This window comes from Sphaerisporangium sp. NPDC005288 (genome assembly GCF_040607475.1).
Lineage (GTDB): Bacteria > Actinomycetota > Actinomycetes > Streptosporangiales > Streptosporangiaceae > Sphaerisporangium > Sphaerisporangium rhizosphaerae.
Map to the genome: position 1 here is coordinate 58,589 of NZ_JBEXGT010000013.1, position 21,419 is coordinate 80,007.

The following is a 21,419-nucleotide window of genomic DNA, read 5'->3' on the forward strand; positions in this document are numbered from 1 at the left end:
CAGATGTTCGACTTCGGGATCAGTGGATACAGGCCCGCGTGGTTGAGCGGGAGCTCAGCGGTCGTCGCCGCACATGGTCGGAGACTGGCCATGCTGCAAGGACGGAGGCTGACGCGTGCGCTGCTGGTATGGGACTTCGACGAGGATGTTTGGTTCTCCGATGGCCCGGTTCTGCTGGATTTCGAGGGCGAGCAGGTCGAGATCGTCCATCAGAAGTTCGATGAAATCTCGATCACATGGAACACGGTCGATCCAGCCCTGCCGCTGGACTGGGCGGGGGAGGGATTACGGTTGGGATGGCGAGGGGGCGTGCCTGACAAGCTGGCGAGATTACAGGGGCAGAGGCTACAGGCCGTGGAGCTTTTGACGTGGGTAGATGAGGACATGGCGCAAGGGATGGTGGGTGTCGGATTCCTCTTCCCGCACGGCCAGGTGACGATTTATAACGCTCTCGATAAGAACGGCATGGAGTTCAAAGACCCTGACCAGCGGTATGCACGCCAGAGGGTCAGTGCGTAGTGCTCGTGATCCGCTGGCGCGGCTTATCGTCCCCGGAGATTGGAGCAGGTGACGGGAATCGAACCCGCGCTGTCAGCTTGGGAATTGCATGGACCTTGGCTTGTAGGAGCGTTGACCTGCGACGGAGGCCGGTCGTGAGTGACCGCGGTTGACCCCTTTTCGCCGGACTCAATGGCACAACGATCATGCGCTAGGGCGGGCTCTGTAGACAGCTCTGAGTCGCAGCATCACGTTCGAAGCCGATCCTCCTGAGGGTCATAGCATTTCAGCCCCAGTTGGGTCGCGACCTGGACCACGTACGCCGAGGCTTCCTCTGCCCGGCGATACCCCATAGGAGAGTAGATGTACGGCCCTGCTGCCTCTCCGATCAGTGGAGATGTGGACCAGGGGATGTCTTCGTACTCGTCGTCATCCTCGTCTACGCCGTCCAGATCCGGCCGGCGCTGCAAGAGCTGCTCAACGAACTTTGCAATCAAAGGAGTCGGCGGGATTTTGATCAGGAGGCCGGGATTGGCTCTGGTCGATGCCGGCCACGAGGCCAAGGTCGTCACCGGGATCGACGACCATTCCCAGTCTTGCGTGATCGCCTCGGTGGTGGCCCGTCCCACCGGCCGGGCGGTGTGTCTTGCCTTCGCCGGCGCGTTGCGTGTGTTCGGGGTGCCAGAGGAGGTGCTCACCGACAACGGCAGCAGTTCAGCCGGATCGAGGAGCACACCCTGATGTTCTTCGAGCCGGCGACCCGCGAGCTGCTGCGCACCCGGCCCAACCCGATCAGCCGGGACCGGCTGCGTCACCTTCGCGAGGCCCGGCCCGCCGGGCCGCCACCCCGCTCGTCGGTCGAGCCGATCACGGTGCAGCGGGTCGCCGGCAACGGAACCAGAGCGAGAAGGGCGGCTGAACTGCACAGATGCGAGGGATGCCAACTCGTTACGGAGTTGAGGGGTGCACGGTCGGACATTGCCGTGTTACAACTCCTAATTAGTTGATCTCGGGGACAAAGAGGGCAGGTGGTGCGGATGGCGTACAAACCGCCCTTCACTCGAGCCCCGGGCGGCGCTCCGTCGGCGGGTCCCGCCACGCTGCGCCGGGCGAACCCCTCGCTGGTGCTGCGCGAGCTGCGCGAGCACGCATCCCTGTCCCGTGCCGACATCGCCCAGGCGACCGGGCTGCATCGGGCCACCGTCTCCAATCTCATGGCCGAGCTCCTGGAACGGCGACTGGTGCGGGAGGTCGGTGTCAAACTCCAGCCGCCCAGTGCCGATTCGTCGCCTTCACGCTCGACTTCGGCGCCGCCTCCCGTGGGCGCGGCGAGCATGGTGATCAACCACGTCATCGACGACCCGACCACGATCATGGATTTACCCAGGCCGGCACCTTACTGACGGCCCCACAGACCTGGAGACGGCAACCTCCAGCAACCGCAATATCCGCTACCACCAAGTGGCAATAAGCGCGGCGGCGCGCGCCTTGCCTGACATCCCCCCAGTCAGGAAGGCCTTTCATGTCACCACGTCATCGAACGTGGGCCAGGCTGCTCGACGCAGCCCTGCCAGAGAACGGACGACGCCCGAGACGTCGCACCGCGACCGCGATGGCCTTAGCGCTCATCGCCCCTTTCATCACGCTCCTCGCGACACCGGTGAGCGGCGAGGCCGCCACGGCGGCTGAGCCCGCTTTCAAGGTGCTCGTGGTGCGCAGCACCCAGGACGCGGTGTCGTCGGCCGGCCTGGCCGCGATCCGGGACGCGGCCAGACCCGGTCATTTCACGGTCGTGGCGCCCGGGCCCGCTGACGTGGGCGACCATTTCACGGAGAAGAAGCTGGAGCAGTACCGCGCGGTCGTGTTCTTGGACACGGGTCACGCGAGCCCGCTCACGGACGCGCAACGCGCGAACTTCGAGAGCTACTTCCGCGACGGCGGCGGCTTCGTCGGCGTCGGCTCGGCGGTCGAGACCGACGAGTCCTGGTCGTTCCTGACCGACGTCCTGGGGACGCGTGCGTCCGGCAGGACCGACGTGCAATCGGGTGACGTGAAGGTCGCCGACCGCGTCCACGACGCGAGCAAGGATCTGCCGCAGTTCTGGTCGCGGACCGACAACTGGTACAACTTCACGAAGAACGTCCGCGGTCTGTCACACGTCCTCGCCACCGTCGTCGAGGACCCGTTCGGGCCGCAGCCGCAGGGCGCCGACCTCGACGGGATCGCCGGGGGCACGATGGGCGCCGATCACCCGGTCTCGTGGTGTAAGGACTTCCAGGGCGGCCGCTCGTTCTACACCGGCCTGGGCAACACGGCCGCGAGCTTCGACGCCGGCCTCACCAAGCACCTCAAGGGCGCTATCGGCTGGGCCGCGGGCCAGGCCGACCCGGTCTACAGCGATTGCGGCGCGACCGTGCTGGCCAACTACCAGCAGACGAAGATCGGTTCGCCGCCGAACCTGCAGGAGCCGATCGGCTTCGACCAGCTGCCGGACGGCCGCGTTCTGCAGACGGACCGCCTCGGCTCGCTGCGCATGCACGACTCGACCACGGGCGTCACCACGGTCGTCGCCAACTTCGCCGATCCGAGCCTGCCGATGACGCAGCAGATCTACTCGGCGGGCGAGGACGGGCTCTATGGCCCGGCGGTCGACGCCAACTTCGCGACCAACAAGTGGGTCTACCTCTACTACTCGGCGAAGGAGGTCACCGACGTCAAGCTGAGCGACGGATCGGTCGTCACCCAGATCACGCCGAACACCACCCCGCCGAACGTGGCGGCGTCCAAGACCGCGTGGGATCCGTACGTGGGCTATTTCCAGCTCAGCCGCTTCAAGTTCGTCGACGCCACCGACAGCACGCCGGCGCACCTCGACATGGGCTCCGAGCAGCAGATCATGCGCGTGCCGGTCAACCGCCAGGAGTGCTGCCACGTCGGGGGCGACGTCGACTTCGACAAGCACGGCAACCTCTGGATGGTCACCGGCGATGACACGCCCGCGGGCGGCATCAACGCCGGCGGCTACGGGCCGTACAACTCGCAGAAGACCGACGAGCAGCAGACCGTGCGCGTCACCAACGCGACGGGCGGCACGTTCACGCTGACCTTCGAGGGCCAGACGACGGAGCCGATCGCGTGGAACGCGGATCGCGATGCGATCGACGCGGCGCTCGAGGCGCTCTCGAACATCGAGGCGGATGAGATCCAGACCAGCGGCGGCCCGGTCAGCACGTCGAACGTCAACGTGTTCTTCCGCCGCGGCAAGCAGCAGTCCGATCAGCCGCAGATCACCGCCGACGGCGCCGGCCTGACCGGCACCGCCACGCCGGCGATCGCCACCAACACGGCGCAGGCGGGCGGCTGGTATCAGCGGCTCACCGGTGACTCGCGCCGCAGCGCGCTGAACACCAACGACCTGCGCGGCAAGGTGCTGCGGATCAAGGTCAAGGACGGCGACATCTCCGCCGCCGACGCCAACAAGGTCGACTTCGGCTCCGGCACGGGCGCCTACTCGATCCCGTCGGGCAACCTGTTCCCGCTGGCCGCGGGCGCGCCGCAGGACAAGACGCGGCCGGAGGTCTACGCGATGGGTTTCCGCAACCCGTTCCGGATCCAGGTCGACGAGAACGACGTGGCCTACATCGGTGACTACTCGCCCGACGCCCAGACACCGCAGCGCTCGCACGGCCCGTCGGGCACCGGCCGCTACGAGATCGTGCGCAAGCCGTCCAACTACGGCTGGCCGACGTGCTACAAGCGCGACCTCCCGCACTACGAGTGGAACTTCCACGAGTTCGCGCCCGGCACCACCACCGCGGGCACGCCGCTGAACGACCCGCCTCAGAAGTTCGACTGCGACGGGCCGACGCAGCGCAACGACTCGCTGTGGAACATTGAGGGCGGTCCGACGGTCGAGCCGGGGCTGAGGGACGTCCCGCCGGTCACCGACCCGGACATCTGGTACTCCTACCGCGACAACAACACGAACGCGCCGCTCGGCACCCCGTGCGAGGCCTACTACGCGCCGACCCCGGGCCCGATCGCGCCCGGCTCGACGAGCGAATGCCCGCGGCTGTTCCCCGAGCTCTACACCGGCGGCGTCGGTCCGCACGGGGTCACGAAGTACCACTACGACGCAAAAAACCCGAATCCTAACAAGTTCCCGCCGTACTACGACGACTCGGTGATCATCAGCGAGTGGACGCAGGACACGCTGCGCGAGGTCAAGCTCGACAAGCAGAACAACCACGTGCAGAAGATCAACAACTTCCTCGATTGCGGCAGCCGTGCGAACGCCGGGGCAGGCAGGTTCCGGTTCGAGTGCGACAATCCGATGGACTTGCAGTTCGGTTCTGACGGCGCGTTCTACCTGCTGACCTACGGCAACGGGTTCAACGTCATCAGCCCCGACGCGGGCATGTACAAGTGGGAGTACGTCAAGGGCAAGCGCGCGCCGAAGGCCGTGCTCACCACGGACCGCACCGACGGCTCAACGCCGCTGACCGTGAACTTCTCCAGCGCCGGCTCGCTGGATGAGGATCCCGGCGACTCGATCCGCTACGAGTGGAACTTCGGCGACGGCTCGGCGATCACGACGGACCCGAACCCGGCACACACCTACACGCGGTCCGGCCGCTACACGGCCGTGCTGACGGTGTTCGACTCGTCCGGCAAGAAGACCTCGACCAGCACCGTGATCACCGTGGGCAACACGAGCCCGACGGTGGTCGTCAATACGCCGGTGGAGGGCGGGACGTTCGCGTTCGGCGACGACATCCCGTTCTCGGTCACGGTCACCGACCCCGAGGACGGGACGGTGAATTGCTCCGAGGTGGAGGTGACGTTCGTGCTCGGCCACGACGCGCACGGCCACGCCGAGGAGTCCGTCAACGGCTGCTCGGGCGTGCTCCACACGGACGCCGACGACGTCTCACACGGCGGCAACGTCTCCGGCGTGGTCCAGGCGCGCTACGCCGACCACGGCGGTCCGGGCGGCGTCCCACAGCTGACCACGACCGGCCAGCACCAGATCCGCCAGAAGCACCAGGAGGTGGAGTTCGTCGTCAACCAGTCCGGCACCAACACGGCGACCAACACCGACGGCGGCGCCGGCGTGCACCGCGGCAGCCTGGGCTCGGGCGACTGGCTCCAGCTCAACGGCCCATTCAACCTGACCAACATCGATTCGATCGCTCTCCGCGTGGCGGACGCGGCGACCGGCCGCACGCCCGGGTCGCCGCTGGCGGCAATCGAGGTCCGTCAGGACTCGATCACCGGGCCGATCCTGACGACGGCCAACCTCGTGTCCACCGGCGGGACGGGAACCTGGACGAGCCAGACGTTCCCGGTCTCGATGTCCGGGACGCATGAGCTGTTCCTGGTGTTCCGCTCGGTCACGGGTGGCGCCACGGGCGGCAACCTGTTCAACCTCAACTGGGCCGAGTTCGTCGGCACGGGCATCGGCGCCTAGCGACCGCTCGTATAGCGGCAAGAAAGAGAAGAAACTCATGCGAAGAAGATTTCGCGCATCGGCAGTGGCCGTCTGCGTGACGGCGGCCGTACTCATCCCCGCGGCACCGTCGTGGGCACAGGAAACGACACCGCCGACGATCAACGTGGCGACGCTGTCGCCCTCCGCGCCGACCGGCCAGAACAACTGGTACCGCGGCTCGGTGACGCTGAACATGTCGGCGACCGACGACGTCGGCATCGCCAAGTTCCAGTACTCACTCAACGGCGGCGCCGCCTACATCGACGTGCCCGTCGAGGAGGCGCCGGCGTCGGCCACGGCGTCGGCGGTGATCACGCAGGAGGGCAACACCAGCGTCCGGTACCGCGCGGTCGACACGTCCGGAAACGTCGCGGCGTTCCGCTCGATCGCGGTCCGGATCGACACGCGCGCGCCGGCCGCATCGTACCCGGCGATCACCGACGGTCACGTCGGTCACGTCGCCACACTCATCCCGACGCGCACGGACCCCGCCCCCGGCTCGGGCGGAGTGGCTGTGCTGAACATGTACCTCGACGGCAAGCTGGTCCCGCCGTTGCCGGTGCAGACCTCCGACCTGTCGCTCGGCGTGCACACGCTCGCGGTGCATCTCTCTGACGCTGCTTCCAACAGCGCGAAGTACACCCAGAAGTTCATCGTGACGACATCTTTCGCGGACGTCGGCACGCTGATCGGCCGGTTCGTGACCGCCGGCAGCGTCCCGGCGGAGGCCGGCGCGGCGCTCCAAGCCAAGCTCGACGAGGCGAAGGCGCTCGCCGACGCCGGTTCGGCCAAGCAGGCGAGCCAGGTCCTGAACGAGTTCGTCTCGATCGCCAACAGCCAGATCAAGCCCGGCTCGGTCCGCAGCACACTCGTGGGCGATGCGCGTTATCTGATCGACCAGCTCAAAGGCCGGCTCGCGCCGGAGCCCGCGACGGGCCTCGAGTCTGAACCCGCGGAGGGCCCGAAGTTCATCCCGGACCCGGTGCTCGCACCGCTCCCGCACAACCCGGACGCCGACTACAACGTCCTGGTCTTCTCCAAGACGACGGGCTTCCGGCACGACCACATCCCGCACACCGTGGCCGCGATCCAGAAGCTCGGCATCGCGAACAACTTCAACGTCGACGTCTACGACCCGCAACTTTCGACCGTCACGCTGCCCACGAGCCCGTTCCTGAGCCTCGACACGCTCAAGAAGTACGACACGATCGTCTTCGAGTCCAATGTCGGGCACCCGGGCCCGCTCGATCCGATCACCGAGCAGCCGACCTTCGAGGCCTACATGAACCAGGGCGGCGGCTATGTCGGCATCCACGGCGCCGCCGACTCGTTCGAGCTCCGCACCTGGCCGTGGTACGGCAACCTCGTCGGTGGGTTCTTCACCAACCACCCGAACGGCCAGAACGGCTTCGGCCAGTGCGGCAGCTGCATCCACGCCGAGGTGGTGACCGAGGACAACTCGCACCCGGCGACCGCGCATCTCCCTGCCAAGTGGATGACGGTCGACGAGCTCTACAACTTCGACCGCAACATGCGGGCCGACGTGCACACGCTGCTGAGCCTCAACGAGGACAGCTACCAGCGCAGCCTCAACAGCGGCAACGCGGCCACCAACCCGCTGCGGCTGATGAACGGCGACCACCCGATCGCGTGGTGCCAGAACTGGGACGGTGGCAAGGCGTTCTCGCTCATCCTCGGCCACTTCCGGACGCAGTACTACGACGACTCGTTCATGCGGATCATCCTCGGCGGGATCGAGACGACCGCCGACCGCAGGGACGCCAACTGCTCGTCCTACCGCGAGACCAGCCTGCTGATCGAGGCCGACCGAGCGGCCGGGCTGCTGACCGCGGCCGCCGCGGACGCCGCCGGTGCCGCCCTGGGCATCGCGCGGGACAGTTACCTGGCAACCAACTACACCACCGCCATCCCGGCGCTGAACTCGATCGTCGACCTGGCGCACGACAAGGCCTCCGGCGACGCTGCGGCGCGTTCCGAGCTCGCGCGGCAGGCGCGCGCGCTGCGGGAGTGGATGCAGAACCTCAACCGCTGACCCGTTCACGCGGCGGGGGCGGTGGATCGCCGCTCCCGTCGCGCTGACGCTGTAGCGCACCACTATGGCGGATTCATGCACGACCTTCTCATGATCATCGACGAGACATCGGTAGGTGCCGCACGTGACCCATCCTCCGAAGGGAGCGGTGATGCGGTCGGGTCGGCGCCTTGGGCATGGAGATCAACGTCGACTACATCGCGGTCCACGGCACAGACCTCAGCGGCCGGGGGCCTGGTCGAGCGCCGGTTGGTCTACGACGCCATGGGCAGTGGCCCGGACAGGGCTGTGCGCGCCGGGTCGGGCTCGTGGCCAAGGAGGCCGTGGAGGCGATTCGGCGAGCCGGAGCGGTCCCCGCCGGCATTGCGATGGCCGTCCCCGGACTCGTGGACGTGACACGTGGCGTCGTGACACTCGCGCCGAACCTCTACTGGCGCGCCCTGCCCCTGGCCGAGCTGCTGAGCTCCCTGCTCGGCCCGCTGAGCGTGCCGGTGGGGGTGGACAAAGACGCGGAATGCGGCTGTGGCCGCATCGGCTGCTGGGAGCCCAAGGTCGGCTTGGCCGCGCTCGTACGTGCGGCCATGCCCGAGCAGGCGTACGGGTTGCCCGGCATGCCGGTGCCCGACCCCGGCGAACGCGTGAGCAGCTCGGGCTCACCCAGGCAGAGCTGGCCGAACGCACAGGGCTGAAGCAGCCGGCGGTGGCGCGGTTCGAAGCGGGCGGGACGATGCCCACCATCCCGAGGCTGAAGCGACTGGCGGAAGCTCTGGAGATGCGGTTGAGCGTCCAGTTCCAGCCGCTACGGGAGGCGAGCTGATCTCACCGGAGCGGTATTCGACCTCGCACGATCCGAAGCCGCACCAGAAACGATCGAGGTCCGGGTCGGAGATTCATACTGACCGGGACCTCGGTGTATGGAGCGGGTGGCGGGACTCGAACCCGCGCTGTCAGCTTGGGAATCGTACGGATCCGACCACGTGGGGCCGCTGACCTGGGCGTGGGGCGGTCGTGAGTGGCCGTGGTTGACCCCTCTTCACCCCCCCACCCGGAGCCGGAGCGCCCCCGCCGGAGGCTTGGCTTCTATGCCTCGTCCTGGGCAGCGGTTCCATAGAGATGCTGTTTTGACTGTGGTGTCGTTCTCCAGGATGTGGTCGATGGTCTCCCAGTAGTCAGAAACCCAGGGGTGTGTCAGGGCTTCATCGCGGGTCAGTTTGCGTCCGTAGAAGGGCGTGTCAGATGCGACCGCGGCGCCCGCGACCAGGGAGCAGGCGGGAGCGGATTGGCCTTCCACGGGGCCGACGCGGCATCCGAAGGTGACGCGATTGGGGCCGGGACGGCTGACGGGTTCATCGGAAGCCCAGGCGTCGTCGATGATGACGTCGATCCATGCTTCGTGGATACCGTGGTGGTGGTAGCACGATGCGTAGTAGATCGCGTAGGCGCCGTCATCGTTGTTGATGAAGCCGGTGACGCGTTCGAAGGGTGTCCGGCAGCAGTCGCAGGTGCCATTTTGGACGTCACGCTCCGGGTCGATTCGCAGTCTCACGGTCGAATTATGGGGCGGCGTGCCGGTGGCCGGTGAATTGTTTGGGCGCGGTGGGTTGGCGGTGCGCTTGCTCGGGAGCCATCAGCGCTAGGGGTGCGAGGAAGGGCCAGTTCTAGATCCATCCCGGAGCTAAGGCCTCCGCCGGAGGCATATGTTCTTCGCGGGAAGTGCTCGCCCGTTGAAGGCTATGTGAGGGGATCAGTGGGTGTGCAGGTAGACAGAGGAATCGTTTATGGGCCGAGCGGCAAGGCCCTTGACGTCTATCGTTGTCACGGCGCTGTTCTGCGGCCGATCGTGTTGCTCTGGCACGGCAGGGGACCTGATGAACGGGACGTGCTCGAACCGTTGGCCCGTGCGGTCGCGGAGCGGGATGTCGTGGTGTTCGTTCCAGACTGGCGTTCCGATGCACTGGACGGTGGGCGAGGTCATCTGTGGGAGTCAATCGTCTTCGTCCGAGATAACGCGGCTGACTTCGCTGGTGACGCTGAACAGGTCGTGCTGGCGGGGTGGTCTTTGGGTGGGAAGGCCGCGGCAGGGGTCGGGGTCAGTGGGGCGACCTCTGATCACTGGAGGCCCTCTGGGGTGGTCAGCATCGCTTCTGGGTTCGACCGGCCCGCGCCTTCAACGGGAACTGTCCCGCTCGACGAACTTGCGACGACGGCGGTAGATCCCGTTCCGTTCTGGCTGGTTCATGGGAGCAAGGACCACATCGTTGATGTGGAGCAGTCCCGTCGGTTCGCAGCCGGCCTGCGAAGGCGTGGGTGGCAGGTGACCGTGATCGAAGCGGAGACCGATCACGCTGGCATCGTGATGACGGAGTATGACCCCGAGCTGGGGCGTTGCATGGGGACCCAGGCTAGGCATGCGGTCGAAGCGGGTCGCCGCACGGCTGACGTTCTCGCTGGCGCGGCTTTGGGTTCGGGGAGATAGACAAGCCACGAAAGCCGGCGCCGAGGGCCGGCACGCCTGTGGGCGGCGGCGCGTCCCTGGTCGGCGGCTGCGGGTCGGTGCGGCGAGTGCTGGGTGCGGCGGGCGGCGGGCCGTGCGGCGGCGGGCCGCGTTGATCTACCTGCACACCGAGAGCGAGCGAGACAAGCTGATCGCTGACGCATGGGCAAGCTCGCCGGGGGATCACGAGGAAAGGTGAAGATCAAGAGGGCACGCAACGGGCACGGACGGTCCGAAAGGCCGCAGAGATCATAAGGGCCCGGGTCGGGATCATGTCCCTGACCGGGGCCTTCGCGTTGGAGCGGGTGACGGGAATCGAACCCGCGCTGTCAGCTTGGGAATTGCAGGGATCTTGCCTCGTAGGGGCGTTGGCCTGCGGCTGAGGCCGGTCCCGAGCGACCGTGGCTGACCCCTCGTTACCCCGGTTGATGGCACGCTAATGGCACGTCGATCAGAGCCGTGAACAGGAATTCGTTCTGTGAGTCCTCTGCTCTACGGTGTGCCGTTACGACGTTCTCTGTTGTGATCGGAGTGGTGAGCATGGGGTTGACGACACCCTCGGAGCCGTTCGATGTAGCGGCGGTCTTCCCTGAACTGGCAGGTCAACGCAGGACCACAGTTCGGCTGCATCCGCGTCGAGGAATGCCGGCCATCACGGACAGCTCCATAGGTGGGCCGTTGTTGTGGCCTGCGGATGAGCCTTGGCCAATCTGCCCCGAGCCGCAGACTCACGACCCTTCAGAAGGGTGGGATCCGCTTCCACTGGTCCCCGTCATGCAGCTCTTCGCTCGAGATGTTCCCGAACTGCCCTTCCCCGATGTCGCCGACACCCTCCAAGTGCTGTGGTGCCCGCTCGATCACGAACCGTACTTCCAGCCTCACACGACTGTGCGTTGGCGGAGGGCGGAAGCGGTCGGCAGTCTCCTCGTCGAGGCCCCCGCGCCAGATCCTGACAGCGACGAATCGTATCTCCCCATGGCTTGCGTGCTGTCGCCGGAGCGGGTGGAAGAGTATCCGGCGGGCTGGGGACTTCCCGCTGAGCTCAGGAATCGGATCTGGGCATACGAGGATGAATTCCCGAACTCTGACGGCTGGCGCTATTTCTCGCACCTCTCGAGTGCTCCAGGCAGCAAGGTCGGGGGCTGGGTGCGCTGGATCCAGGATCCTGAGCAAGTCGAATGCAGTGAAGGCCATGAGATGGCGCATCTGCTGACGATTGCCAGTCGGGAGTTCGACATCGAGAGTGGGAAGCGTTGGGCTCCCATCGAGGAGCGTTCTCTGCTCGCTCCGCATGCTCCTCTGGAAATACAGGAGCCCACGGATCTCATGATCCAGGGTGCTGGATCACTCTACCTGTTCGTGTGCCTGCAATGCCCCGAGCGCCCGGTGGACTCTCTCAGTCAAGGGTCATGAACATGGCCCGGGATCGTGCATACCGCCGCATGCCTGCGCCTGCTGATCAGAGGTCAGCCACGTTGCTCGGTAATACAGAGTGAGGAACGAACCCTGGATCACCGAGTGCCCCCAGCCATGCATGGCGGCCTGCCACACCGTGGCGATCGTAAGGGCCGCATCGGTACGGCGGCGCGGCAAACCCTGACCGGAGCGTTCGGTTCGTACGGCGGTGTTGTCGTGCGGTGTCCGGCCCGGTGTTCCGCCGCCGTCCGGGACCGGTCCCCAGGCCGCACGCCGGACGGCGTGCGGACGGAGGGCCGGGGGTACGGCGGCGCGCCGGTCCGCCGCCTTGACCCGGTGACCGTCCGCGCGCCCTACGTCGAATGGTCAACGGGGCCGCTCGTGCTCGGGCCGCCGAAGTCCAAGGCTGGCCGTCGCGTCGTCGGCATCCCGCAAGCGATCATTCCGGTGCTCCGGGAACACATGGCGACGTTCGTGAAGGCGGAGCCTGACGCGTTGGCCTTCTCCGGGATCAAGGGCGGTCCGCTGCGGCGTAGTGGGTTCAACCGGCTTGCCTCCTGGTGGGAAGCCGTGCGGGTCGTAGGGGCCGAATGTCTGCACGTTCACGATCTTCGGCACACCGGAAACATGATCGCGGCGGAGTCCGGCGCGGGGCTCAAGGATCTGATGGCCAGGATGGGCCACGACAACGTCCGGGCAGCGACGATCTATCAGCACGTCGTGCGAGGGCCGACAAAACGATCACAGATGCTATCGACAAGCACATCAGCGGTCAGGATGACGAGGGTGAGGACGGGCCGGCCGGGTGCTCGCGCCCGTGGGCTGATTGCACGCTGATTGCACGGAAGATCGAAAAGGCCTCAGAAACAGTCGTCAAGGCCCGGGTCGGGAATCACGCTCTGGCCTGCGCCTTAGGGGGTGGAGCGGGTGACGGGAATCGGACCCGCGCTGTCAGCTTGGGAATCGGCTACTGATCTTGCTGTCCTGAGCGGGGAAAGTGGGATACAGGTCAGGTCGGTCGTGTGACTGTGAGTCTCCGCGAGTGACCGCAGTTTCCCGCCTGTTCTGGCACGCATCTGACACGTGGATCATGGCCACTCGACGCGGATGAGATACACCTCGCGTTGTTCCTCCATGACCACGTAGGTCGCGAGACCGCGCTCGCCGAAGGTGTGGGTGAGCATGTTGGCCTTTGGGTTGGCCACGTTGTATGGCTGGCCGCTCCATGGCGCGGTCTCCAGCAGCGTGAACAGTTCGGCGAGCGGACGCAGGGCCTCCTCGGGAACCATGGCGATCTGGTCCTCGGCGACCGGGTCGAGTAGGAGCTGGTACACCTACAGCTCGACTCCGCGAGCGGTGAGGACCTCACGCCATGGCCTTCCCCCGGGAGGCTCGCCGGCAAGGATCTGCTCGGCCTTGACATGCATCTGCCGGCGTCCTCCGGGATCTTTCACCGTGTCGCACGCGGAGATCCACCAGCGGTGAACGAAGTTGTTCAGTGCGCTGAGATCCAGACTTACTCGAACCTCATCGAGGACTGCCTTGAGCCCTGCGTCGAACGCTTCGCGGTCCTGGGGCACGACCAAGGCCGCGCGGATGGCCCGCAGGTTCTTCTCCGGCATAGACGGACTGGTTGGTGCGTAGTCCTGTGGGTCCGCTGTCATGCTGATGTCCCCTCTCCCGTCACAGAGCCTACAGAGCTCAGCTGACAAGGTTGGGGAGTTGAAGCATGCGGGAAGCGCAGAGACCTGTATGGAGCGGGTGACGGGAATCGAACCCGCGCTGTCAGCTTGGGAAGCTGATGTTCTGCCATTGAACTACACCCGCGTCGATCAGTAGCTGACGACGGACCTAACTCTAGCGGAACTTGGGGCGTGCCACCTCCCCTCGTGTGGGGTGAGTTGGTGTGGAGGGGCCTTGGGGGTGGCGGGCGGGTTGGTAGGTTGCTGAGGTGCTGCTATCCGATCGTGATATCCGGGGCGAGATCGAGTCAGGGCGGGTCAAGATCGATCCGCTGGACATGGTGATGATCCAGCCGTCGAGCATCGACGTGCGCCTCGATCGGTACTTCCGGGTGTTCGAGAACCACCGTTATCCCCATATCGATCCCGCGGTCGAGCAGCCGGAGCTGACGCGGCTCGTGGAGCCGGACGGGGAGGAGCCGTTCATCCTGCATCCGGGGGAGTTCGTCCTGGCGTCGACCTATGAGGTGATCGGCCTGCCGGACGACATCGCGAGCCGGCTGGAGGGGAAGTCGAGTCTGGGGCGCCTTGGGCTTTTGACGCACTCGACGGCGGGGTTCATCGACCCGGGGTTCGAGGGGCATGTCACCTTGGAGCTGTCGAACGTGGCCACGCTGCCGATCAAGCTGTGGCCGGGGATGAAGATCGGTCAGCTGTGCATGTTCCGGCTCAGCTCCCCGGCGGAGCACCCGTACGGCAGTGCCAAGTACGGGTCGCGCTATCAGGGGCAGCGGGGTCCGACACCGAGCAGGTCGTTCATGAACTTCCACCGGACGAGGGTGTGATCGGACCCTTCCCGGTAGGCGGAGGTCTGATCGGACCCTTCCCGGTAGGCGGAGGTCTGATGGGACCCTTCCCAGTAGGCGGAGGTCTGATGGGATCTTCCGCCGGACCCGGACGGAAGGTGTGATCGATCTTTCGCGGAGAAGGGGCGATCGGTCTTTCGCGGAGGGGAAGGCGGGGGCCGGTGGAACGTTCTGGGGGGAAGTTGCGATCTATCGGTGTGAACGGGCGAACGGAGGGCAACGCCCAGGGGAAGGGAAGGTTACAACGGGGAGTGCATGTCACGAACTTCGCATTTCAGCCGGTACCCCTTACTCTTCTCTGCGGACCGTCCCCGCACATCTGGAGAACGACGTGCGCCTGCGTCTCACGCCTCGTGAGGACAGCTACTACGACTTGTTCGCCGACTCGGCGAACAATCTCGTCACCGCATCCCGTCTGCTGGTGGAGATCATCAGCGACGGCTCGGACCGGGAGACCCTGGCCGAGAAGATGCGTGCCTGCGAGCACGCGGGCGACGAGCGTACTCACGCGATCATGAACCGTCTCAACGAGAGCTTCATCACGCCGTTCGACCGCGAGGACATCTATCGTCTCGCGTCGAATCTCGACGACGTGATGGACTACATGGAGGCCGCCGCCGATCTGATCGGCCTCTACCAGATCGACCACCTGCCCAAGGAGGTCGTCCGCCAGGTCGAGGTGCTCGAACGCGCGGCCGAGCTCACCGCCGAGGCCATGCCCCGCCTGCGCGGCATGAACAACCTCAACGAGTACTGGATCGAGATCAACCGGCTGGAGAACCAGGCGGACCAGGTCTATCGACGCCTGCTCGCCAAGCTCTTCGGCGGTGAGTACGACGCGCTCACCGTCATGAAGATGAAGGAGGTCATCGACCAGTTGGAAATGGCCGCCGACGCCTTCGAGCACGTGGCGAACACGATCGAGTCGATCGCGGTCAAGGAAAGCTAAGTGGAGCTAGCACTTGTCATCGGCGTCATCGTCATCGCGCTGGTGTTCGACTACACCAACGGGTTCCATGACGCCGCGAACGCGATCGCGACCTCGGTCTCGACCCGCGCTCTGACCCCCCGGGCCGCGCTGTTCATGGCCGCCGCCATGAACTTCGTCGGCGCCCACATCAGTACGGAAGTGGCGAGAACCGTCGGGACGGGCATCATCGAGCCGCCGTCGGGGACGCACGGTCTGGTCGTCGTCGGCGCCGGCCTGATCGGCGCGATCACCTGGAACCTCATCACCTGGTACTTCGGCCTGCCCTCGTCGAGCAGCCACGGCCTGATCGGCGGGCTGGTGGGCTCGGCGCTCGCGGCCTCCAGCGTGGTCCACTGGGACGGCGTGGTGCAGAAGGTCGTCATCCCGATGATCCTGTCGCCGTTCGTCGGGTTCCTCCTGGGCGCGATCATCATGATCGCCATCCTGTGGATCTTCCGCCGGTCCAACCCGCACCGGACGAGCAAGGGGTTCCGGTACGCCCAGACGGTGTCGGCGGCCGCCATGGCGCTCGGCCACGGCCTTCAGGACGCGCAGAAGACGATGGGCGTCATCTTCCTCGCCCTCTACACCGGCGGTTTCCTGGCGATCAACGACCCGATTCCGCAGTGGGTGATCCTGGCCGCCGCCGCCGCGATCTCGCTCGGCACCTACTCGGGCGGCTGGCGCATCATGCGGACGCTGGGCCGCCGCATCATCCACCTGACCCCGGCGCAGGGGTTCGCGGCCGAGTCCGCGGCCTCGGTCGTGCTCTACACGATGGCCATCGCCGCCAAGGCGCCCATCTCCACCACCCACACGATCACCAGCGCCATCATGGGCGTCGGCGCGACCAAGCGCCTGTCGGCCGTGCGGTGGGGCGTCGCCGGCAACATCGTCACGGCGTGGGTGCTGACGATCCCCGCCGCCGCGTTCGTGGCCGCGTTGTCGTACTTCCTCCTCCACTGGGTCGTCGAGTAGCGCGGGCGGGCGTGGATCACGCGCCGCCGAGCCAGCGCTGGATGTTCTGGATGCGCTGGTCGCACTCCTCCACCTCGCGGACGTTGCCGATGGCCTGGTGGGACAGGCGCAGCGCGCGCAGGGCCTCCACCTGGCCCGAGTGGTTGCCGGTCTCGCGGTGCAGGCGCAGGTTCTCCGCGAGGTCGCGCAGCGCCTCGGCGTGGTCGCCGCGGCGCTGCGCGACCAGTCCGAGGGTGTGCCGGCAGGCGGCCTGTTCCCACAGGTCTCCCACCTCCTTGACGATGTCGAGCGCCTGCCTGGCGTAGGTCTCGGCCTCGTCGGCCCGGCCGAGGGCGAGGAAGACGCGCGCCAGGTTGTTGACCGCGGCCCCCTCGTACTGCCGGTCGCCGGTCTCGCGGATCTCCCTGATGGCCCGCACGGCCTTGTCCAGGGCCTGCTCGGGCTGGCCGGTGCGCAGCAGGACGCGGGCCATGGTGTCCAGGCCGAGCCCCGTGCCGTTCCCGTCGCGCTGGCGGATGGACAGCGACGCCTCGGCGGTCCGCAGCGCCTCCTGGGAGCGGCCGAGCCGGACGTAGGTGCGCGCCAGGCCGCCGAGCGCGCGCGCCTCGCCGGTGCGGACGTCGAGCTCGCGCCACAGGTGCAGCGCGTGCAGGCCGTTCTGCACGGCGTCCTCGTACCGGGCCAGCCTGCGCAGGGTGCGGTTGAGGTTCTCCAGGTCCTGCGCCTCCCCGGCGCGGTCGGCGATCTCCCTGCGGATCTCCAGGGCGAGGTTGAGGTGCTCACGCGACTCGGCGTAGCGGCCGAGCTTGAAGTACACCAGCCCGATGGCGGCCCGGGCCTCGGCCTCGCCGCGCCGGTGGCCGATCTCCTGGGCGAGCCGCACGGCGTACCAGAGGCGTGACAGCGCCTCGGCGTGGGCGCCCTCGTCGCGCAGGAGCTTGCCCAGGACGATGAGCGCCTCGCCCTCGCCGTGGCGGTCTCCGCTGGCCCGGCAGATGCGCAGGGCCTGGGCGGCGTCGTGGCGGGCGATGCCGCGCAGGCCGAGCTGGCGGTGGATGCGGGCCAGCTCGCGGTAGGCGTCGGCGCACTGCGGCTCGTCGCCCAGGTCGACGCGCAGGGCGAGGGACTCAAGGCCGTGGAGGGCGGCCTGGCGCGGCGCGCCCCAGTAGTAGTACAGGCGGGCCAGGTTGAGCAGCGTCTCGGCCTCGCCGGCCCGGTCCTCGATGGCCTTCCTGATGGCCAGGGCCCGCAGCGCGTACTCCTCGGCGCCGGCGTACTCGCCGAGCCGGCGCAGGTTCTGCGAGATGGTGTCCAGCGCCTCGGCCTCGCCGCCGCTGTTGTCGGCGACGCGGTGCAGGCGCAGGGCCTCCTCGGAGTGCTCGATGGCCAGGCGGTAGCGGCCGAGCACGCCGCGCACGTCGGCGAGGTTGTCCAGGGCGTTCGCCTCGCCGAGGCTGTCGCCGAGCCGTTTGAACCCCCACCGCGCGTCCTCGCCGTAGCTGAGCGCCTTGACGTTCTGGCCGATGGTGCGGTGGGCGATGGCCAGGTGGTGGAGCATCTGGGCGGTCGCGGGCCACTCGTCCACGGCCTGGGCCGATGCGAACCCGGCCTTGTGCACGTCGATGAGGTCGCGGACGTAGCCGCGCGAGGTCATGAAGTCGAACACCGCGTCGGCGAGGTTGAAGGCGTAGGAGTGCAGGCCGTGCTTGACGGCCTGGTGGACGGCGGCGACGAGGTTGGAGCGTTCGATCTCGAACCAGCGCAGGTGCGGCTCGCGTTCGGTGTCGGAGGTGGCCGGGGGCGGGACGGCGCGGTCGTGCAGGACGCGCCGCGGCCGGCCGAGCGCGTCTCCGGCGCGCATGGCGGAGGCGAGGTAGTGGGTGAGCAGCCGCCGGACGGCGCCGGCGCGTTCGGTCTCGCCGTCCTCCAGCAGGACGCGTTCCCTCGCGAAGGCCCGCAGCAGCTCGTGGACGACGAACCGCTCGCCGCCCGGGCGCTCGGCGCCGGTCGCGGTGATCAGGTGGAGGCGGGTGAGAGCCCTCAGGCGGCGCCGGGTGTCGGGCACCGCGTCGTCCAGCAGGGAGGCGCAGGCCTCGGCGCCGACGTCCGGGCCGGTCATGAGGCCCAGGTAGCGGAAGGTGCGCCGCAGTTCGGGGGAGAGCGCCCGGTAGGACACCTCGAACGCCGGCCGCACGGCGGCGCGCGGCTCGTCCTCGCGGGCCAGCTTGGACAGCCGGTCCTGCCCGTCCAGGTCGCGGACGGTGTCGGCGATCTGCTCCCGGGGGTTCTCCACCAGCTTGGCGGCGGTGATGCGCAGCGCGAGGGGGAGCATGGCGCACTGCCGGACGAGCCGGGTGGCGTCGGAGGGGTTCTCGCGGACCCGGGAGTCGCCGGGGCCGAGGACGGCGGCGACGAGCTGGATCGCCTCGTCCTCGGGCAGGACGTCCAGCTGGAGCGGCTCGACGCCGTCGGCGGGGGTGAGGCCGGGACGGCCGGCGAGTCCGGCCTGGGTGGTGACGAGCATGAGGCAGCGGTTGGAGGGCGGGATGAGCGCGCGGACCACCTCGGGGTCCTCGCCGGCGTTGTCCAGGACGATCAGCAGCCGCCGGTCGGCCAGGCGCCGGTGGTAGGCGGCCAGCAGCTCGGTCTCTTCCACGGGCATCTGGCGGCCGCCGAGGCCGAGGCCGCGCAGGAGCTGCCCGGCGGCCTCGGCGACGGTGAGCGGCCGCGCGGCGGTGCCGTGCAGGTCCAGGTACAGCTGCCCGCCGCTGAAGTGCTCGTCTTTGACCGAGTGGCCCCAGGAGGTGGCCAGGGCGGACTTGCCGACCCCCGCCATGCCCTCGACGATGACCGCCCGCGGGCGGTTGGCCTCGGCGACCAGCGTGTGGAGGAACTTCAGCGCGGTCTCCCTGCCGGTGAAGCAGGGCACCTCCGGCGGGAGCTGCGCGGGGCCGCTGCCGGTCGCCGGGATGCGCAGCGCGGGAAGCTGCCGCTTGGACGCCGCGCGGCCGGTGAGGCCGGCGGGAGAGGCCAAGGGGGAGTCCCACTCGGCGGCCCAGGCGCCGGCCGCGCCGCGCAGGGCGTCCATGTCCTTGACGGTGATCGTGGACCCGTGCTGTTCGATGATGTCGGCGTGCGGGTGGGCGCAGGTGGCGCGGGCGCCCTTGGGCCGCCACACGTGGAAGGCGCGGGCGACGGCGATGCGGTCGACGCCGGCGAAGCTGGCCAGGTCGGACTGGGTGAGCGGCGGCCCGATGGCGAGGCCCGCTCCGACCGGCCGCCCGAAGCGCAGCGCCAGCTCGATGAGGTGCAGGGCGATCTTGGCGGGCGCGCGCACGGCGGCGCCGGGGGCCCGGCGCCGGGCGGCCAGGACGCGGCGGTGGCCGAGGCTCTTCATCAGCGCCGCCCCCGCGGACAGCTCCTCGGCCAGGAAGTTGACGAATTTGTCCTTGGGCACGTGCAGCGCGCGCACGGCGGTCAGGGTCTCGATGCGGCCGCGGTGGGGCCAGTCCCACAGGGCCAGCTCGCCCTCCAGGTGGCCGGGGCCGAAGATCTCGATGATGGCCTCGTCGCCGTCGGCGGAGCCGTACAGCTCCTTGGCGTAGCCGTCGAGCAGGACGGTGACGCTGTCGGGCAGGGCGTCGCGGTCGCCGAGGGTCTCGCGGGGGGCCAGTTCCCTGACCCAGCCGATGGCGTGGAGGGATTCGCGCTCGATGCGGCCGAGCAGGGACCAGAACGTGCCGGGCCCTCCGGAGCTGAGACTGTTCACGTCGTTGCCTCGCTGTGCTTGTCGGCGGCGGGGCGGGCACGCGCCGGGGGTGTGCGCGCGCCTTCAAGCGTGACTGTCGGCTCGGCCGCGAGGTGTGTCAAATGACACCTCACAGGATGTTCCGCGGGCCGGTGACCACGTTCGGACACGCCACCGGCCCGGCGGAGGTCAGATGTGGCGGTACATGACGTCGACGTCCCAGCGGGTGAAGCCGAGGGACTCGTACAGGCGGATGGCGGAGGTGTTGTCCTCGTCGACGTAGAGCATCACCTGCGGGAGCCCGCGCGAGCGCAGGTGGGTGAGGCCGGCCAGGGTGAGCGTGCGGCCGAGGCCGCCGCCCTGCTCGGAGGGGTCGACTCCGACGACGTACACCTCGCCGATGGCGTTGTGGCCGTGCGGCGCGTCGTGGTCGTCGTCGCCGTGCACCTTGGTCCAGTGGAACCCGACCAGCCGCGATCCGTCCCCCGTCACGGGCGCGCCGTCCCCCGCGCCCTGCCGGCCGTTCACCCTGTTCTGCGGGTCGCCCGCCGCGCCCTGCCGGTCGTCCGCCGCGTCGCGCACGGCGAGGAAGAAGCCGGCCGGGTCGAACCACGGCTCCTGCTCGCGGCGCCGCAGGTCCTCGATCGTCCACGACCCTTGCTCGGGGTGGTGGGCGAAGGCGCGGGCGTTGACCTCCAGCCACGCCTTCTCGTCCGAGCCGGGCTCGAACGTGCGCAGCCGCACCCCCGGGGGCAGGTCGGCGCAGGGGAGCGGCGCGAACAGCGAACGGCGCATCTGCCACAGCGAACGCACCCGGGTGAAGCCGAGGGAGGTGGCCAGCCGTTCGGCCTCGGGCTGGTCGCCGTGGGCCCACAGGCGCAGCCGGCCGTCGCTCTGGGCCAGGGCGACCTCGGTCAGTTGTCGTCCGAGGCCCTTGCGCCGGTGGGCGGGGTGGACGACCAGCTCGCCGCTCGGCCCCTCGACGGGGTCGGTCGGGTCGATGTGGGCGAAGCCGGCCAGCGTGTCCCCGTCGTACAGGAGCACCGCCTTGGCGCCCGGATCACCGCCGTAGCGCAGGTGGAGCATGACGTGTTCGTTGAGAGGACGGACGGAGTCGGCGTCGGTGGCGGCGTCGACCAGGGCGACCACCGCGGCCACTTCCTGCTCGCCGAGCCGCTCCCGGATGTCCACGCGCGCATTCATGTACCGACTTTAAACGGGAG

The 21,419-nt window shown here is 68.1% G+C and carries 16 protein-coding genes, 1 tRNA gene and 1 pseudogene; 12 read left to right on the forward strand and 6 right to left on the reverse strand.

The window, feature by feature from the left end; genetic code table 11:
- The first annotated feature begins 90 nt into the window (after positions 1-90).
- From ABZU32_RS14695 to ABZU32_RS14725, 7 genes and pseudogenes are all read left to right on the forward strand, one after another.
- Entirely contained in the window at positions 91-519 is a 429-nt protein-coding gene (locus ABZU32_RS14695; protein WP_354922032.1) for a hypothetical protein, read from the forward strand.
- Positions 520-1,035: 516 nt separating this feature from the next.
- Positions 1,036-1,206 (forward strand): annotated as a pseudogene (locus ABZU32_RS14700) (IS481 family transposase); the annotation flags it as partial.
- 329 nt (positions 1,207-1,535) lie between these two features.
- Positions 1,536-1,901 (forward strand): helix-turn-helix domain-containing protein, encoded by a 366-nt coding sequence (locus ABZU32_RS14705; RefSeq protein WP_354922035.1) that lies wholly within the window; start codon positions 1,536-1,538, stop codon positions 1,899-1,901.
- Between the two features lie 209 nt (positions 1,902-2,110).
- Positions 2,111-5,968 (forward strand): ThuA domain-containing protein, encoded by a 3,858-nt coding sequence (locus ABZU32_RS14710; protein WP_354922038.1) that lies wholly within the window; start codon positions 2,111-2,113, stop codon positions 5,966-5,968.
- A gap of 37 nt (positions 5,969-6,005) precedes the next feature.
- Positions 6,006-8,042, forward strand: coding sequence for a ThuA domain-containing protein (locus tag ABZU32_RS14715; RefSeq protein ID WP_354922041.1), 2,037 nt, complete (start codon positions 6,006-6,008; stop codon positions 8,040-8,042).
- Positions 8,043-8,218: 176 nt separating this feature from the next.
- A complete protein-coding gene (locus tag ABZU32_RS14720) occupies positions 8,219-8,731 on the forward strand; it encodes an ROK family protein (RefSeq protein WP_354922228.1) in 513 nt (170 codons plus the stop codon).
- Complete coding sequence (locus tag ABZU32_RS14725) at positions 8,710-8,859, forward strand: helix-turn-helix transcriptional regulator (RefSeq protein WP_354922231.1); 150 nt, start codon at positions 8,710-8,712, stop codon at positions 8,857-8,859. Before ABZU32_RS14720 ends, ABZU32_RS14725 begins: the two co-directional genes overlap by 22 nt.
- A 216-nt stretch (positions 8,860-9,075) precedes the next feature.
- Here ABZU32_RS14725 and ABZU32_RS14730 read toward each other — a convergent pair whose 3' ends face one another.
- A complete protein-coding gene (locus ABZU32_RS14730; protein ID WP_354922044.1) occupies positions 9,076-9,588 on the reverse strand; it encodes a hypothetical protein in 513 nt (170 codons plus the stop codon).
- Between the two features lie 1,722 nt (positions 9,589-11,310).
- Between ABZU32_RS14730 and ABZU32_RS14735 the strand changes: the two genes are divergently transcribed.
- Positions 11,311-11,949: a hypothetical protein gene (locus ABZU32_RS14735; protein WP_354922047.1), complete on the forward strand. Its 639-nt coding sequence runs from the start codon at positions 11,311-11,313 to the stop codon at positions 11,947-11,949.
- A gap of 339 nt (positions 11,950-12,288) precedes the next feature.
- Positions 12,289-12,789 carry a tyrosine-type recombinase/integrase gene (locus ABZU32_RS14740; protein WP_354922050.1) on the forward strand — a complete coding sequence of 167 codons (501 nt, stop codon included), beginning with the start codon at positions 12,289-12,291 and terminating at the stop codon, positions 12,787-12,789.
- A 251-nt stretch (positions 12,790-13,040) separates the two neighbouring features.
- Here ABZU32_RS14740 and ABZU32_RS14745 read toward each other — a convergent pair whose 3' ends face one another.
- From ABZU32_RS14745 to ABZU32_RS14755, 3 genes are all read right to left on the reverse strand, one after another.
- A complete protein-coding gene (locus tag ABZU32_RS14745; RefSeq protein ID WP_354922053.1) occupies positions 13,041-13,286 on the reverse strand; it encodes a hypothetical protein in 246 nt (81 codons plus the stop codon).
- Positions 13,287-13,574, reverse strand: coding sequence for a DUF6247 family protein (locus ABZU32_RS14750; RefSeq protein WP_354922056.1), 288 nt, complete (start codon positions 13,572-13,574; stop codon positions 13,287-13,289). It lies immediately after the preceding gene.
- Between the two features lie 131 nt (positions 13,575-13,705).
- Positions 13,706-13,779 (reverse strand) — tRNA-Gly (locus tag ABZU32_RS14755).
- A gap of 124 nt (positions 13,780-13,903) precedes the next feature.
- Here ABZU32_RS14755 and dcd point away from each other — a divergent pair.
- From dcd to ABZU32_RS14770, 3 genes are all read left to right on the forward strand, one after another.
- Positions 13,904-14,479, forward strand: coding sequence for a dCTP deaminase (gene dcd, locus ABZU32_RS14760; protein ID WP_354852249.1), 576 nt, complete (start codon positions 13,904-13,906; stop codon positions 14,477-14,479).
- A 352-nt stretch (positions 14,480-14,831) separates the two neighbouring features.
- On the forward strand, positions 14,832-15,449 hold the full coding sequence (locus ABZU32_RS14765; protein WP_354852251.1) for a DUF47 family protein: 618 nt from the start codon (positions 14,832-14,834) through the stop codon (positions 15,447-15,449).
- Positions 15,450-16,448, forward strand: coding sequence for an inorganic phosphate transporter (locus ABZU32_RS14770; protein WP_354922058.1), 999 nt, complete (start codon positions 15,450-15,452; stop codon positions 16,446-16,448).
- A gap of 16 nt (positions 16,449-16,464) precedes the next feature.
- Here the strand turns inward: ABZU32_RS14770 and ABZU32_RS14775 are convergent, their stop codons facing one another.
- Both ABZU32_RS14775 and mshD read right to left on the reverse strand, forming a co-directional pair.
- Positions 16,465-20,217, reverse strand: coding sequence for a tetratricopeptide repeat protein (locus ABZU32_RS14775; RefSeq protein ID WP_354922061.1), 3,753 nt, complete (start codon positions 20,215-20,217; stop codon positions 16,465-16,467).
- A gap of 168 nt (positions 20,218-20,385) precedes the next feature.
- Positions 20,386-21,399, reverse strand: coding sequence for a mycothiol synthase (mshD, locus tag ABZU32_RS14780; protein ID WP_354922064.1), 1,014 nt, complete (start codon positions 21,397-21,399; stop codon positions 20,386-20,388).
- Positions 21,400-21,419 lie beyond the last annotated feature (20 nt).